13 protein-coding genes are annotated in these 14,220 nt (G+C 57.2%); 6 read left to right on the plus strand and 7 right to left on the minus strand.

Translation table 11 applies throughout. The annotated features are described in order from the left end of the window. Positions 1-6: 6 nt before the first annotated feature. The 6 genes from KUV46_10190 to KUV46_10215 form a co-directional block, all read right to left on the minus strand. Positions 7-1,716 (minus strand): hypothetical protein, encoded by a 1,710-nt coding sequence (locus tag KUV46_10190; protein QYI99716.1) that lies wholly within the window; start codon positions 1,714-1,716, stop codon positions 7-9. 142 nt (positions 1,717-1,858) lie between these two features. After that, positions 1,859-2,992: a hypothetical protein gene (locus KUV46_10195; protein ID QYI99717.1), complete on the minus strand. Its 1,134-nt coding sequence runs from the start codon at positions 2,990-2,992 to the stop codon at positions 1,859-1,861. A gap of 60 nt (positions 2,993-3,052) precedes the next feature. Next, positions 3,053-3,403 carry a DUF736 domain-containing protein gene (locus tag KUV46_10200; GenBank protein ID QYI99718.1) on the minus strand — a complete coding sequence of 117 codons (351 nt, stop codon included), beginning with the start codon at positions 3,401-3,403 and terminating at the stop codon, positions 3,053-3,055. 184 nt (positions 3,404-3,587) lie between these two features. Beyond that, positions 3,588-3,815 carry a helix-turn-helix domain-containing protein gene (locus tag KUV46_10205; GenBank protein ID QYI99719.1) on the minus strand — a complete coding sequence of 76 codons (228 nt, stop codon included), beginning with the start codon at positions 3,813-3,815 and terminating at the stop codon, positions 3,588-3,590. Between the two features lie 131 nt (positions 3,816-3,946). After that, a complete protein-coding gene (locus tag KUV46_10210) occupies positions 3,947-4,708 on the minus strand; it encodes a hypothetical protein (GenBank protein ID QYI99720.1) in 762 nt (253 codons plus the stop codon). A gap of 3 nt (positions 4,709-4,711) precedes the next feature. Further along, the gene (locus KUV46_10215; protein QYI99721.1) at positions 4,712-5,908 is read right to left on the minus strand and encodes a tyrosine-type recombinase/integrase; all 1,197 of its coding nucleotides are present in this window, start codon (positions 5,906-5,908) and stop codon (positions 4,712-4,714) included. A gap of 342 nt (positions 5,909-6,250) precedes the next feature. Between KUV46_10215 and KUV46_10220 the strand changes: the two genes are divergently transcribed. Further along, complete coding sequence (locus KUV46_10220) at positions 6,251-7,492, plus strand: MFS transporter (protein QYI99722.1); 1,242 nt, start codon at positions 6,251-6,253, stop codon at positions 7,490-7,492. Positions 7,493-7,576: 84 nt separating this feature from the next. Continuing rightward, a complete protein-coding gene (locus KUV46_10225) occupies positions 7,577-8,770 on the plus strand; it encodes an acyl-CoA dehydrogenase family protein (GenBank protein ID QYI99723.1) in 1,194 nt (397 codons plus the stop codon). A 5-nt stretch (positions 8,771-8,775) separates the two neighbouring features. Here KUV46_10225 and KUV46_10230 read toward each other — a convergent pair whose 3' ends face one another. After that, the gene (locus KUV46_10230) at positions 8,776-9,672 is read right to left on the minus strand and encodes a LysR family transcriptional regulator (protein QYI99724.1); all 897 of its coding nucleotides are present in this window, start codon (positions 9,670-9,672) and stop codon (positions 8,776-8,778) included. A gap of 110 nt (positions 9,673-9,782) precedes the next feature. Between KUV46_10230 and KUV46_10235 the strand changes: the two genes are divergently transcribed. Genes KUV46_10235 through KUV46_10250 form a run of 4 tightly spaced genes read left to right on the plus strand, consistent with a single transcriptional unit; the run spans position 9,783 to position 14,212 of the window. Continuing rightward, positions 9,783-11,279, plus strand: a complete 1,497-nt coding sequence (locus tag KUV46_10235) for a CoA-acylating methylmalonate-semialdehyde dehydrogenase (protein QYI99725.1) — start codon at positions 9,783-9,785, stop codon at positions 11,277-11,279. A gap of 9 nt (positions 11,280-11,288) precedes the next feature. Beyond that, positions 11,289-12,041, plus strand: coding sequence for a hypothetical protein (locus KUV46_10240; GenBank protein ID QYI99726.1), 753 nt, complete (start codon positions 11,289-11,291; stop codon positions 12,039-12,041). A 33-nt stretch (positions 12,042-12,074) separates the two neighbouring features. Beyond that, positions 12,075-13,190 (plus strand): acyl-CoA dehydrogenase family protein, encoded by a 1,116-nt coding sequence (locus KUV46_10245; protein ID QYJ02389.1) that lies wholly within the window; start codon positions 12,075-12,077, stop codon positions 13,188-13,190. Continuing rightward, positions 13,187-14,212: an enoyl-CoA hydratase/isomerase family protein gene (locus KUV46_10250; GenBank protein ID QYI99727.1), complete on the plus strand. Its 1,026-nt coding sequence runs from the start codon at positions 13,187-13,189 to the stop codon at positions 14,210-14,212. The genes KUV46_10245 and KUV46_10250 overlap by 4 nt, the downstream gene beginning before the upstream one ends. The last annotated feature ends 8 nt before the right edge of the window (positions 14,213-14,220 follow it).

Here is a 14,220-nt window from a genome sequence, read left to right on the forward strand (position 1 = left end):
GTTTTTCTAAGAGCCATCTTTGAAAAGCCGTTCGATGAGTTCTAGCTCAGAAACCGTTGCGATGCAGACCGCATTAAAGTGCTGTCGAAAGCTGCCGTGCTCCTGAATTGCTGCTGCTGCGAGAACTTTCGCATCCTTAGTTCCGGCGTGCCCTTTAGTCTTCGATCGAATGTGAGCAATGCTTTTCAAGTTAGAAAAGACTCCGTGATCCGCTGGATCGTCGGCTGCCCAGAGACGCTCTAACAAGTTCAGACTTCGGTCTTTTTTATCAAAATCAATGCCGCGGCGATTTAGCTCGCTACGAATAGCCTTCACCACAAAGCCTTCGTTCACTAGCTTGTTAAGATCAAGAAAAGCCTCAGCCCACTCATCTCGGCTAGAGGTCAGCGGCGTGCAAACACGGCGTATCGACTCCTCGTCAGCCAATTTCCACCAGGAAACCTCACCCTCATACCACCGCCTCAATAAACCCCGCAGCTGATCTAATGGGTCTATAATATCGCTGAATTTTCCCTCGATGTCAGTCGTGTACGCACGTTCTGAAATAGATGCTTTGGGTTTTTCGTTGAATTGCGCCCAATGAAGCTGTTCCCTAATGGGCAGATCGCGCAGGTAGCAAATGTATGTGTGAACTTGTCCAGCTTCATTAACGTCATAGGTGCGCAGTTCCCAGGCCCCCCTGCAAGTCAATCTCCGAGTTTCGATCTCATACCTGTCTTTGTCGGCTTTATATTTTGACAGTACCTCGGGATCGAAGAACACGGGTGATATGTCGAATGGCAGGTTGTTGCCTTCAGCTTCAAAATAATTGGTGGTCTCTGCTGGATCGGTACTGACCTGAACCATACGCTCGTTTCGCCAGTCGAAGATGAGGAAGTCTACAAAATCGTTTTTCGACGACTTTTTGCGATCGGAATACCAAAGCGAACGCGGTGCGTAATTGTCGAAAGGTTGCACAATTTGAATACCACGAGTGAGGCCGGCGTGTCCTGGCATTAGCTTCTGGCGATACCAACTGCCTTGGTAATCGGTGTACTCATTTGTGTCGTAGTCGGTCCAATAAGTGAAAGCGCCGCCAACAAGCATGAACTCGAAGACTCGGACCGCAGCCAAGTTCGCAATGGATAGATACTCATCAAGGGTTTCGCGGTCTAAAGAAGCTAGAGACACATCTTGCGCTCGCGAGCGCGTGGTAATCGAGAACACAGGCTCCAATTCGCCTTGGTCATCGAGTCTGCAATAGGCGGATTGCTCCTCGACCCAGTGGAGCCCTTGAATATGAATGAATTCCTGCAAAGCTTCGACGGAGGTATTTTTGAGCCCTGTCCAGCCATTAAACGAACGTATGTAGAAAAGCAGCTTTCCGCAGTCCAAAGACCGAGTGCCAGAGCCCCAAAGCCCGTCTTCAATCGTCGTGCCTTTGATATCCCCACCTGAAACGTAGGAGCTGCGACTTCTGAATGGATTGCAGCCATTCCAGCGCATCAAATCTTTAATGTCTGGAGGCTCAACAGTGCTTCGCGGGATGAGAATTGTATTGATGTACGTAGCCGGCCCGCTTGCGTAGACGATGAATTCGTCGTCGCCAGCATTTGCCTGCAAGAATTTAAGGTGGCTTTTCGCTTGAATCCACTTCGAAAATTCGCCTGGCTCTTCCGGGACACTGTCGAGATCGATGATTTTGGTGGCGATATTTTTGTGTTCATACTTATGCATTCATTGCCCACGGTGGCTTGAATTTTCAGACAAGCGCAGCGTAAAGGTCACTTCATCGAACGCCTATTTAAATTTTGAGATTAATGTCGCGTTCGCATTCAGTGTTAGAGCTTCCTGATTTCATTGCTTAAATATTGGAATGTCAGTTTCCATAAAGGCCAGTACGAAGCCGGCGCCGCGAGCTTTCTAAATCCCAGTCATCGTTGTCACTGATTTCTTGCGCGGCTGCTAAAGAAAGCTCGTTGAGGAATATTGAAAGATTATTCGCTTCGACGTTGTTTAGCGCCGCGATCGTCGCCATGACACCTCTGAATTGAGCTTGCAGGCCAGCTAAGCAATCCATTCTAAGCCGCGACAAAACTTGTTCGCTCAAATCTGAGTTCGCCACTTTTGGGGCGCGGTCCAGCTCTTCGAACAGCCGCAACCATATCTTCCGCAATGGCCATCGAGATCGATTTGAATCGGATACGGCGCGTCGCCAGCTGATCGTTGTAGCGATATCTCTAAAGAGCTCTGTATTCTTCGATAAGAACTGATCCCAGCGCCGCGGCTTGATGAGCTTTTCAATTTGATTTTTCCCAGCACGCAATTCGATCCGCCAAATTCCTTTTGGCGACTTCCGATCGATTGTCGAAATTCCCAATTCGGAAAACGTTGCTTTGAATATTTCTTCCCAAATAATATCGTGCTTGTCGGATATCGCTTTGGATTTATCGTAAATGCACACCTGCTTTCCGGGTAATTTTCCAATACGCAGATAGGAAATTCGATCGCCGTGGATTTCACGGTCAATTTGGTCTGCTTTTGTCGTTCTCGCGTGGCTTACAAATTCATTCGAATTAAGCTCCAAATTGGGAGCCAGAAAATCAAAAGCAAAATCAGCCCGGCCGACCCGCGCATTCATTGGGTCAAAGATCGCGCCAACTCTTTTCAGGAATTCATCGCATTCTGATTTCGCCGCTTGAAGGCCTTTCGTCGCCAAGGCGTATGCGCGAATTTTGACGTGAATATCCCACTGATTATGGGACGACCGATCGCGAAATTTCCAGATGGCGCCAAACGGGCCTGTATTCACGCGGTACGCATACCCGCCTTGGCCGCCGCTCCCTTCGACAATCATAGTGAGGCCGTTGAAGGTAATCGGCTCTGCTTGGCGAGTCTCAGCAGCACGCTTTTTGGCGTCCGCGAGCTCGTCCAGGAAAGTTGGTGGCACCTTACCTTGATACGCAAGTTCGAGCGTATCGAAGCCGCTTCGAAGAAACATGAAATCGGTCATTGATTGGTCGATGTAGATGTAGGGGGGCGTGGTACAGAGACGCCCCCCTAGGATTACAATTCATGCCGCTTGGCGACGGCGCCATGTGGCGACCCACGAGTTCTCGTCGTCTTCAAAGACCGCGAAACTGAGGGCGGAGTCGAATGAAGGGTCATCGATCGTGACGGATAAAAACGTCTGCCCCTGTCGCGGACCGCGTTTGATTTCTCGGGCCCAAGCGGCGCCGACTTCGACGGGCGAAGTGTCGTCTGAACCAACGTAGACGCGATGCGATGGAGCATCGGGATTGGTCGAATTGTAATCCCGTTCGATCGTGATTTTCGTATTGAGTTTGAGAGTGTGAATATGCCCGGTCAGCTTTGAAAGCGGGTCGGCCGAATTCGCGGGTCGTAGTTTTCCTATTTCGCTCATCGAATTTCCTTTCTTGAAGTGGCGATGGTTGGAGGGGCGCTTCGCGCAGAAACCGCATTGGTTTTTAGAGAGCAGGCAAGCCGCGCCTGGCGGGCTGAGCTTGAAGCTCAGCCCATTTTCAGGAGCTATGCTCTCCAAAAATCCCGCGAGGCGCGGTTAACTCCGTCGCGGGCAAAAACTGGGATTACCGGAAAAAGCCCATGTCCGACGTGGATCGACGGGTCCGCTTGTCTGCCCAATCAACAAGGTCTTTAAGCCGATAGCGGATGCACCGTGCGGACACTTTCACGAATTTGGGTCCACCGCCGCGCGTGCGCCAATTCCGAAGCGTTCGCGGCGATACTGCGAGGTAATTGGCGGCCTGGGACTCGCCCAGAAGCTGATTGGGATCGGTTGGCAATTTCGAACTCATGGCGAGTCTCCTAGGACAATGGAGACGCACCCTTTGCGCCTCTCTTGAGGTCACAATCGCGCCTATTGGCTCAGCCGTCACAGGGCAGAAAAAATCCCGATCCGGGAGTTTTATTGCCCAGTGGTTTGAGGCTACGAGTCGAAATGTTGGCTGTGTTCTTTCATCGCACGATCGATCTTATGTGCGGAAAGGATTGGGTCGATAAGACACGCAAGCTCGACGGTGAACTTCGTAGCGTCGTTTTTAGGGGTCGCGGCTGGTCCGCCGGTCTCGTCGTCAAAATCATCGAAGTATCGCGAATACGTCCGTCCGTTGTGTTCCCAAAACCGTTTGATATTGCCGATCAACCCGATGAGTGCCCAGGCTGAGTTGAACGGCTTGGCTTCGCGTTGTCCGGTTTGCTCCATGATTGCCTCAAGACGGCTTGCAGTTCGTTGGGCTTGGTCCTGCAAGACGCGGACGCCTGCGGCGATAACTTCTAAATCCAAGTGACGCTGGTCGATAGCTGCTATCTCCACTGCGGCGCGATGAGCTTTCAGTTTCGCGAAATCCTCATAGAGGTATGCTGGCGTGGTGTCGTCAAACTTTACCGAAGCCACGGCAAAAGCCGTTCTGCCATCCAATCCATTGAGCTCATCGGCAAGAGCGGCCGCGCGTTTCGCAAGCTCTCGTGCAGTGTCTCTCACCGTCGCAGTGGATGGCGCCTCATCATACATGGCGCGGTCGTTTCGATATGAACGGGACCAATGCGCGAATTCGTCTTTGAGGGTCTCGGAGCTTGGCAGAGCGTAACTGTCGGTAAGCCGTTTAGCATCTTCGTCCGAAAGCGTTTGAGCCACGCTCATATCTAACAGATTAGCGGAGTATCCCTTGGCTCGCTTTTTCGAAGGCATGGGCTATCCATCCCTGCTGATCGGTATGACATTATTGGGGCTAGCCGGCGCATGACCTGTAAAGCCGGAAATGAGCCCGTCGACATCATCGGCGGCGTTGCGGGTTACTGTATCTGCCAAGTGCGCGTAACGGGCCGTTGTTTGGGCCTGTGTATGGCCCAGGAGTTTTCCGATCACAGGAAGAGAGTGTCCGGCCGCAGCCGCCAGGGACGCATAAGTGTGCCGCAAATCGTGGATGCGAACGTCTTCTAACTTTGCAGTCTTTCGGATGCGCCGCCATGGCTTTTGAAGATCAGTTGCGAACTGTCCCTCAACTTTGCCTGCAATGATATGAGGATTGTCTGGCAAGCGGGGCAGGGCACTCAGAACCTCTAAAGCCGACTTTGAGAGCATCACGCGTCGCGGGCCCGTCTTTGCATCCGGTAGAAGCAGAATGTTGCCGCGGACCCAGGACCATTTTGCTTTCTGAATTTCTGACAGGCGGCAGCCGGTCAAAAGCAAGAGTTTGAAGGCGCCGGCCACGTGAACGGTTTCAGTCCCAGCCGCGACGCTGCTGTCGAGAACACGCCAAAGCCGGTCAATCTCGTCGGGATCAAGATAGCGCTCACGCTTTTGCTCTTTGTATTTCTGCACGTGGCGGGTTGGGTTCGATCCGTCCGGTCTAAGACCCCAAACTTCGGCTAGATTGAATATCTTGGATAGGACGCCTAGGACGCGATTAGCTTGATAGGGCTTGTCTCGGAGCTCGTGATGGAGTGTCGCGATATCTGGCCGGGCAATATCTTGAACGCGCATTGCTCCGATTTTTGGCCGGATAAAAAGGTCGCAGCAGCGCCTATATTCCTTCTCAGTCGACGGCTTACAGCGCACTGGCACATACTCATCCAGAAAGCGATCACACAGGGCGGAAACGGTCGGGGCACGGCGTTCGATACGCTTTTGACCGGATGGATCGGCGCCGCGCGAAACATCGCCTAAAGTGCGTCTTGCAAGGTCGCGTGCTTCGTCCGGCGTGATTGCGCCGTGGACGCCAAGGCTGACCCGCTTGGTCCGGCCGCCGAGGCGATACTGAACCGTGTACGTCTTGCGTCCCTTTGGTGAAACCCGGACCCCGAAGCCTGGGATTTGCGTGTCCCAAAGAAAGTAGTCGCGGTCCTTCGCAGCGAGTGCGTCGACAGAACGTTTCGTGATCTTTCCCATGGCGCCAATTCCATTTGGAAGCATATTGGAAGCAGGATGCAGCGCTTTCGCGTGTTGGCTTGGTGACGCATAGAGTCGGGCGCGTCAATGCAATGCTTTGTATTTTTGTTATTTTTGGCGTCATAGCGTCAACGCGGGACGACAAGAGATATGGCCGGACTCTATCTCATAACCTGAAGGTCGTAGGTTCAAATCCTACTCCCGCACCCAAATAAGCCCCTGATCTTAGGATCGGGGGCTTTTTTTGTTTGTGCTCGGGCTTTGGTCCCGGCGTGGCAGCTTCCAGCCGTTTTCCGACTCTGTCGTTTGGTCTAAGTCACAGGCTATGGCGGCGCACTCTTCATGACACGGATCTCGGCAGACGGTGCGCTCCGCTCTTTTCGGAGCTTTAATTACCGCGTCTGGGCGAGTGGTTCAGTCGTTTCGAACTTCGGCACCTGGATCCAGCGTACGGCGCAGGACTGGCTCGTCCTGACCCAGCTGACAGATCACAACGCGACCGCGCTCGGCTTCGTTGTCGCCTGCCAGTTCGCCCCGCAGCTTCTCCTGTTGCCATGGAGCGGCTTTGCCGCAGACTACTTTGACCGGCGAAAGCTGCTGGTCTTCACACAAGTCTCCATGGGCGTTCTTGCCCTACTGCTGGGCCTGTTGACGGTGACCGGGCTGGTAGAGCTCTGGCATGTCTACGTTTTTTCGTTTCTGTTCGGCTGCGCGGCCGCAATCGATGCGCCCGTCAGGCAGACATTTGTAAGCGACCTTGTCGGCGATACGGACCTGCCAAATGCGGTTGCGCTGAATTCTGCTTCCTTCAATAGCGCACGTCTTGCAGGCCCGGCCGTCGCGGGTTTCCTTATCGCTGCCTTCGGTACAGGCTGGGCCTTCCTTATCAATGGCGCTTCCTATTTCGCGGTCCTTCTGTCGCTCTTCTTTCTGAGGGTGCGAGAGCTGCACAAGGCGAAACGGGCAGAGCGTCAGCGTGGTAATTTCACCGCGGGATTCATCTATGTGTGGCGGAGGCCGGATCTTCGCATCACGCTTATCATGCTCTTCCTGATCGGGACGTTCGGCTTCAAGTTCTCGATTTTTGTTGCGACGATGGCGGCGAAAGTCTTCCAGACTGATGCGCAGGGCTTTGGCGTCCTATCCTCCTTCATTGCTGTGGGTACGGTTGCCGGTGCCTTCCTCGCCGCACGGCGCCGCACTCACAGTATGGGCCTGATGGTGACGGGGGCAACCTTCTTCGGCGTTGGCTGTCTCGGCGCCGCGCTTGCGCCCGGCTACTGGACGTTTGCGGCTGCGCTTGTGGTCACCGGGATGGCGGCCCTCACCTTCATGACCACCACGAACAGCATGATGCAGCTTACCACCGCGCCGGAAATGCGTGGCCGTGTCATGGCGCTGCGTATCGCTGTCGCCTTGGGCGGTGCGCCTCTAGGTGCGCCGATCATTGGCTGGATTGCGGATGTGCTTGGCCCCCGTTGGGGATTGGGCGCTGGCGCAGCTGCGGGCTTCTCGGCCGCCATCATCGGTGCGCTCTATCTTAGAACGCATCATCAGAGCGAAGAAGCGACGGCCGAGACTTGAGCGATCGGCGACAACGCCGCCGCTCCTGTGCTACCCTTCCGGCAAAGCAGGCTCTGATACTGCAGGAAGAATGGGAGGCGCGCCATGCCGGCAGATACGATCAACTCGCTTGATATGAAGGCAGACCTTTTTGAGCGGGCCGAAGCCTGGCGTCCCATCCTTGCCGCGCGCGCAGATGAAGCCGAAGCGGGCCGAAAGCTGCCGCAGGATATCGCCGATGGTCTCGCGCGCGATGGCCTCTATGGCCTTTGCCATCCTGAAAGCGATGGCGGCTCCGGCACGACGCCCATTGAATACGCCGAACTGATCGAAACACTAGCGCGCGGCGACGCCGCGCCTGCCTGGTGCGCCTTCATCGCCTCGACTGCCGCCTTTGGCATGGCCTTCGCTGACAATGCGACTGTGCGCGAGCTGCTTTGCCGGTCTGGCGTCAAGACGGCTGGCGTTTTCGCCCCAATGGGCCGCGCCGTAGAGGCAGCACAGGATGGCCAGAAGGGCTACCGCGTCACAGGACGCTGGGCCTGGGGGTCTGGCAGCCAGAATGCCGACTGGGTCAGCGGTGGCTGCTTCCTCGCCGATGCGGCCGGCCAGCTCATCATGTCGCCCAAGGGCGGGCCCATCCAGATCGCCCCGGTCTTTGCGGCCGACCAGATCAGTTTCGTGGACACCTGGCATGTCACGGGCTTGAAAGGCACGGGCTCTACCGATTTCGAAGTGAAAGACGTGTTCGTCCCGGCTGACCGGGTGACCAGCGGATTTGGCCGCACGCGACAGGATGAAGCCGCTTTCCGCTTCCCGGCATTCGGCCTGCTCGCCATCGGTATTGCTGCGGTCGCACTCGGCGCGGCGCGGGGCGCGATGGATGATTTCTATGAACTTGCGGGCGCGAAAAAGCCGTCAGGCAGCAGCAAGACACTGTCTGAGAAGGCGCTCACACATCGCGATGTGGCGATGAGCGAAGCAGATATCCGGCAGGGCCGTGCCTTCTTCTTTGAAGCGATAGAGGCTGCCTGGCAGGCGGCACAGGACGGACCGGTACCGCTGGAGCTTCGCCGCGACCTTCGCCTCGCCACAACAAGCGCCGTTCAGTCAGCCAAGCGTGCCGTGGACCGGGTCTACGAGTTGGCCGGGGGCACAGCGGTCTATAGCCAGTCGCCCATCCAGCGCCGTTTCCGCGATATTCACGTCGCGACCCAGCACATCATGGTTGGTGCGTCGACGTGGGAAACCACTGGCCGCCTCTATCTCGGCCAGCCTGCCGACACGGCGATGCTGTAGTGGCGTCAGCCGCCTTCTGGCAGCACAATGTCCCGGTGCGTATCGAAGAGCTCGGCGAGAAAGTCGCTCAAAGCGCGGATCCTGGCGAGGGGGGCCAGATCCTCATGCGTCGTCAGCCAGAAACTCCGCTCGACGCGAACCTCATCCTTCAAGACAGGCTGAAGCGCCTCATCGCGCGCCGCCATGAAGTTCGGCAGGACGGCGATGCCAAGCCCCGCCCGCGCCATCTGCAATTGCGCAATGATCGACGGGCTGCAGAATTGCAGCGTCAGGTCCGGCGCAATTTCGGCATGATAGCGAAGCTGCGGGGAGTAGATGAGATCGTCTACATAACCGATCAGCGTGTGGCGCGAGAGATCTGCGGGCGAATGCGGCGCGCCCCAGCGCGAGAGGTAATCCCGGCTCGCGAACAGGTGCAGCGCATAGTCTGAGAGCTTGCGGACTTTCAGCCGGCCCGATGTCGGCCGCGCGAGCATGACGGCCATATCGGCCTCGCGCTTCGGCACGCTCGCAAAGCCGGACATGGCGATAAGATCCAGTGCGATTGATGGATAGCGGTCGCGAAAGCCCGCAAGGGCAGGGGCGATCAGCGCATTTCCTAGCCCTTCAGTGACGCCCAGCCGCACCCGGCCGCTGGCCTCCGTCCCGCCTATGTCGGCCTGCGCAGAGATTTCGAGTGCAGACTGCTCAATCGCCTCGGCCTTGGCGACAATCGCTTCGCCCGCCGATGTCAGGATGTGGCCGCGCCGTGTCCGTTCAAACAGGGACAGGCCGAGATCGGCCTCCAGCCGCCTAAGCCGCCGCCCGACTGTGGTCGCGTCCAGACCTGTACGCGCCGCCGCGTCAGACAGTTTCGCGTGACGGCTGATTTCAAGGAGGAGTTTGAGGTCGTCCCAGTTCACGGGGGCTTGTCCTTGGCTGCAATCATGCAGGTTAAACCTGCATATGTGCGTGTTTAACTGCGTGTGCGCCAAAGATAAACTGCCGCCAGATAGATATGGGAGAAAGCCGTATGCGCAGCGTTCATCATTTCATTTCGGGTAAATCCGTCGAAACCGCCTCTGGCCGTTTCGGTGACATCTACAATCCGAACACCGGTGAAGTTCAGGCTCAGGTCGGCCTCGCGCTTGATGCTGAAGTCGATATGGCTGTCGAGTCGGCCAAGGCTGCACTGCCGGGCTGGATGGCGACCAACCCGCAACGCCGCGCGCGCATCCTGTTCAAGTTCAAGGATCTGCTCGAGCAGAATATCGACGAGCTCGCAGAGCTCCTCTCCTCTGAGCACGGCAAGGTCGTTGCCGACTCCAAGGGCGACGTACAGCGCGGCATCGACGTGGTCGAATTTGCCTGCGGCATCCCGCACCTTCAGAAGGGCGAGTACACTGAAGGCGCAGGCCCCGGCATCGATGTTTACTCGATGCGCCAGCCGCTCGGCGTTTGCGCGGGTATCACGCCGTTCAACTTCCCGGCCATGATCCCGTGCTGGATGTTCGCGGTCGCTGTCGCTTGCGGCAACACCTTCGTGCTGAAACCATCCGAGAAGGACCCGTCCGTTCCGGTCCGCCTGGCAGAGCTTTTCCTCGAAGCTGGTGCCCCGGAAGGCGTGCTCAACGTGGTGCACGGCGACAAGACGTCCGTCGATGCGATCCTGAAGCACCCGGACGTTAAGGCTGTCAGCTTTGTCGGTTCGTCCGATATTGCCCAATATGTCTACGCCACCGGCACGGCGCACGGGAAACGCGTTCAGGCGATGGGCGGCGCAAAAAACCACGGCATCATCATGCCGGACTGTAATATGGAGCAGGCGGTCAAGGACATTGTCGGCGCGGCTTATGGCTCAGCTGGCGAGCGCTGCATGGCGCTGCCTGTTGCTGTCACCGTTGGCAAGAAGACCGGCGACGAGTTCGTTGAGCGTATGCTGGAAGCGGCCCAGAACCTGAAAGTCGGTATCTCCACCGACGCTGACGCCCATTACGGCCCGGTCGTCTCTGCTGCCCACAAGGCGAAGGTCGAGGATTATATCCGCATGGGTGTGGAGGAAGGCGCAGACCTTCGCCTCGATGGCCGCGGCCACACGCTGCAGGGCCATGAGAACGGCTTCTTTGTTGGCCCGTCCCTGTTCGACCATGTGAAGCCGAACATGCGCAGCTATAAGGAAGAAATCTTCGGTCCCGTCCTTCAGGTCGTGCGCGCCGAAACGCTCGAAGAAGCTGCCGCCCTGCCGTCCAACCACCAGTACGGCAATGGCGTTGCGATCTTTACCTCTGACGGCCGCGCCGCCCGTGAATTTGCCTCACAGGTCAATGTCGGCATGGTCGGTATCAATGTGCCGATCCCGGTGCCGGTGAGCTACCACACTTTCGGCGGCTGGAAGCGGTCTGCCTTTGGCGACACGAACCAGCACGGCCCGGAAGGCGTGAAGTTTTGGACCAAGATCAAGACCGTCACCCAGCGTTGGCCGGAAGGCGATGTCGGCGATCAGGCTTTCATCATCCCGACTATGCAATAAGTTTTCGGGATGACCGACCTCAATCTGTTACCTGGTGTTCCCACGCAACGCGTCCGCGCACGTTTGGAAGCGGCTGACGGAAAGGAACTAGCGACTGGCAAGTTCAATAGTCCGGAGAGTTCGTCTGCTCTGGCTGTGGATTGTTTTGGTTGGTTTCTCGATAGACCGGAGCGGCTCCCCACCCTGCCATCAATTTTCCCGTTGTCTTCTTGGAACAGAGTGGAGATTGAATATCAGGCACGCTTTCCGTGGAGCGGGGGGAGACATCCTTGGCTGGACGCGGCAGCATTCACCTCGGATGTCCTTGTAGGGATTGAGTCCAAGAGATTCGAGCCTTTCCGCGATCGCAAAATTGCGTCCTTGTCCGATGCCTACGATCGGCCAGTCTGGGGCGACAACATGGGAAGGTACGAAACGGTCAGAGATGCCCTTCGCGAAGGTTCACTTACCTATCGCCACCTCGATGCGGCTCAGCTCGTAAAACACGCCTTCGGCTTGGTCACCGAGGCCGCACGGCATCAATTAAAGCCAGCTCTCTTCTACATTTTTTTGGAGCCGACTGAACGGTCAGGCAAAGCAATCCCACCGTCCGACCTCAAACGGCACCGCGATGAAGTTAGCGATTTCGCCAGTAGGGTCGCGGGCGACGAGGTGGACTTCGCCGCCGCGAGCTATTCGGATTGGTTGAAGACATGGCCTGAGATAGATGCGGAACTACACGCGCACGCATCGGCACTTAAGCAGCGATACTCGATACTATAGGGACGCAAGATGATCCTCACTGAAGAACAGACGATGATTTCCGACATGGCGAAGAATTTCGCCGTGAATGAGCTGCGGCCGAACGCGGCCAAGTGGGACAAGGAAGGCTTTCTCGATCGCTCCAAACTGGAAGCGCTGGGTGAGCTTGGCTTTGGTGGCATTTACACGACTGAGGAGCATGGCGGCTCTGGCCTCACGCGGCTTGATGCGGCCCTGATCTTCGAGCAGCTCTCACGCGGTGACATCAGTCACGCGGCCTTCCTGTCGATCCACAATATGGCGACATGGATGATCGACAGCTTCGCGCATGACCAGCTTCGCGCGAAATATGTCCCCCGCCTGACGGCCACCGAACTCATCGCATCCTACTGCCTGACAGAGCCGGGCGCAGGCTCTGATGCGGCGAGCCTCAAGACGACGGCCAGGCTCGACGGGGATGAGTATGTCCTCAACGGCGCCAAGGTCTTCATCTCCGGCGCGGGTTTCTCTGACGTCTACGTCGTCATGGCCCGCACCGATGATGGCGGGGCGAAAGGCGTGTCGACCTTTATCGTCGACAAGGACGCGCCGGGTCTTTCCTTTGGCAAGCACGAAGACAAGATGGGCTGGCGCGCCCAGCCGACCGCCATGGTCAATTTCGATGATTGCCGCATCCCAGCGACGAACCGCGTTGGCGACGAAGGAAATGGCTTCAAGTTCGCCATGGCTGGCCTTGATGGCGGGCGCCTCAACATCGCTGCCTGTGCCCTTGGCGGCGCGCAGGACGCGCTGGACCGCGCCTTCGCCTATGTGCAGGAGCGCCAGCAGTTCGGCCGCGCCATCATCGATTTCCAGGCGACGCAGTTCAAGCTGGCCGATATGGAAACCGAACTCGCGGCTGCCCGCGCGCTTCTCTATGAGGCCGCATCCAAGCTCGACAAGAAGACGCCTGACGCGACCAAGTTCTGTGCCATGGCAAAGCGCTTCGTGACGGACACTTCCTCCAAGGTCGCCAATGACGCGCTCCAGCTGCATGGCGGTTATGGCTATCTCGGCGACTATGAAGTCGAGCGCATCGTGCGCGACCTTCGCGTCCACCAGATCCTTGAAGGTACGAATGAAATCATGCGCGTCATCGTCGCGCGTGAAATGATGAAAGGCCAGGTATGACCGATCTACCCGTTATCGCCCGCAAGGAAGGCCGCGCCGGTCGGATCACGCTGAACCGTCCTAAAGCGCTCCATTCCCTCAATCAGGAAATGTGCGACCTGATGATCGAGGCGCTTCTGGCCTGGCGGGATGATGATGCGGTTGAGCTTGTCATTGTCGATCATCTTGAAGATACGCGCGGCTTCTGCGCAGGCGGCGACATCCGCATGCTGCAGGATTCCGGCAAGTCCGACGGCAAGGAGGCGCAGGCTTTCTTCGCGGCCGAATACCGCCTCAACACACTGATCGAGGAATATCCAAAGCCTTACGTGGCTATCATTGATGGCGTCACCATGGGCGGCGGCGTCGGCATCTCCGTGCACGGCTATGTGCGCGTTGCCACAGCGAACACGACTTTTGCCATGCCTGAAAGCGGCATTGGCCTTTTTCCGGATGTCGGCGGCGGTTGGTTCCTGCCGCGTCTGAACGGTGAGCTTGGCCAGTGGCTGGCCCTTACGGGCGCGCGCCTCAAGGGCAAGGATGTCCTCGCCGCAGGCGTCGCGACGCACTTCATCGAAGATGCCACGGGCCTTGCTGTGAAGCTCGCAGATGAGGGACTTTCCGCTCTCGATGGGCTGGATCAGTCGGCAGAAGGCAGCTTCGCCGAACATCAGTCCGAGATCGATGACTGCTTTGGCAAGGACACGGTCGAAGAGATCATCGCCTGCCTCGAAGGGGGCAGCGATTGGGCCCGAAAACAGGCCGAGACGCTGAAGACCAAATCACCGCTTACGCTGAAAGTCGCGCATCGCCAGCTTCGCGAAGGCGGCAAACTGAACGATTTCCGCGAGAACATGAAGATGGAGTACCGGATCGGGGCCCGCATGGTCTGTACCGAGAACTTCATCGAAGGCGTGCGCGCCGTCCTCGTGGACCGCGATAATGACCCGAAATGGGTCCCGGCCGATCTAGCCTCCGTGGATGAGAAGCTGGTCGACAGCTTCTTTGCGCCACTAGGGGCGGACGAGCTTACATTTCTCTAGGGAGGAGA

Origin of the sequence: Thalassovita mediterranea (assembly GCA_019448215.1) — a bacterium.
GTDB lineage: Bacteria > Pseudomonadota > Alphaproteobacteria > Caulobacterales > Hyphomonadaceae > Henriciella.

Coding starts and splice junctions, on each gene's coding strand:
- KUV46_10190 (QYI99716.1), bottom strand. CDS start 1,716: ATGCATAAGTATGAACACAAAAATATCGCCACCAAAATCATCGATCTC.
- KUV46_10195 (QYI99717.1), bottom strand. CDS start 2,992: ATGACCGATTTCATGTTTCTTCGAAGCGGCTTCGATACGCTCGAACTT.
- KUV46_10200 (QYI99718.1), bottom strand. CDS start 3,403: ATGAGCGAAATAGGAAAACTACGACCCGCGAATTCGGCCGACCCGCTT.
- KUV46_10205 (QYI99719.1), bottom strand. CDS start 3,815: ATGAGTTCGAAATTGCCAACCGATCCCAATCAGCTTCTGGGCGAGTCC.
- KUV46_10210 (QYI99720.1), bottom strand. CDS start 4,708: ATGCCTTCGAAAAAGCGAGCCAAGGGATACTCCGCTAATCTGTTAGAT.
- KUV46_10215 (QYI99721.1), bottom strand. CDS start 5,908: ATGGGAAAGATCACGAAACGTTCTGTCGACGCACTCGCTGCGAAGGAC.
- KUV46_10220 (QYI99722.1), top strand. CDS start 6,251: ATGACACGGATCTCGGCAGACGGTGCGCTCCGCTCTTTTCGGAGCTTT.
- KUV46_10225 (QYI99723.1), top strand. CDS start 7,577: ATGCCGGCAGATACGATCAACTCGCTTGATATGAAGGCAGACCTTTTT.
- KUV46_10235 (QYI99725.1), top strand. CDS start 9,783: ATGCGCAGCGTTCATCATTTCATTTCGGGTAAATCCGTCGAAACCGCC.
- KUV46_10240 (QYI99726.1), top strand. CDS start 11,289: ATGACCGACCTCAATCTGTTACCTGGTGTTCCCACGCAACGCGTCCGC.
- KUV46_10245 (QYJ02389.1), top strand. CDS start 12,075: ATGATTTCCGACATGGCGAAGAATTTCGCCGTGAATGAGCTGCGGCCG.
- KUV46_10250 (QYI99727.1), top strand. CDS start 13,187: ATGACCGATCTACCCGTTATCGCCCGCAAGGAAGGCCGCGCCGGTCGG.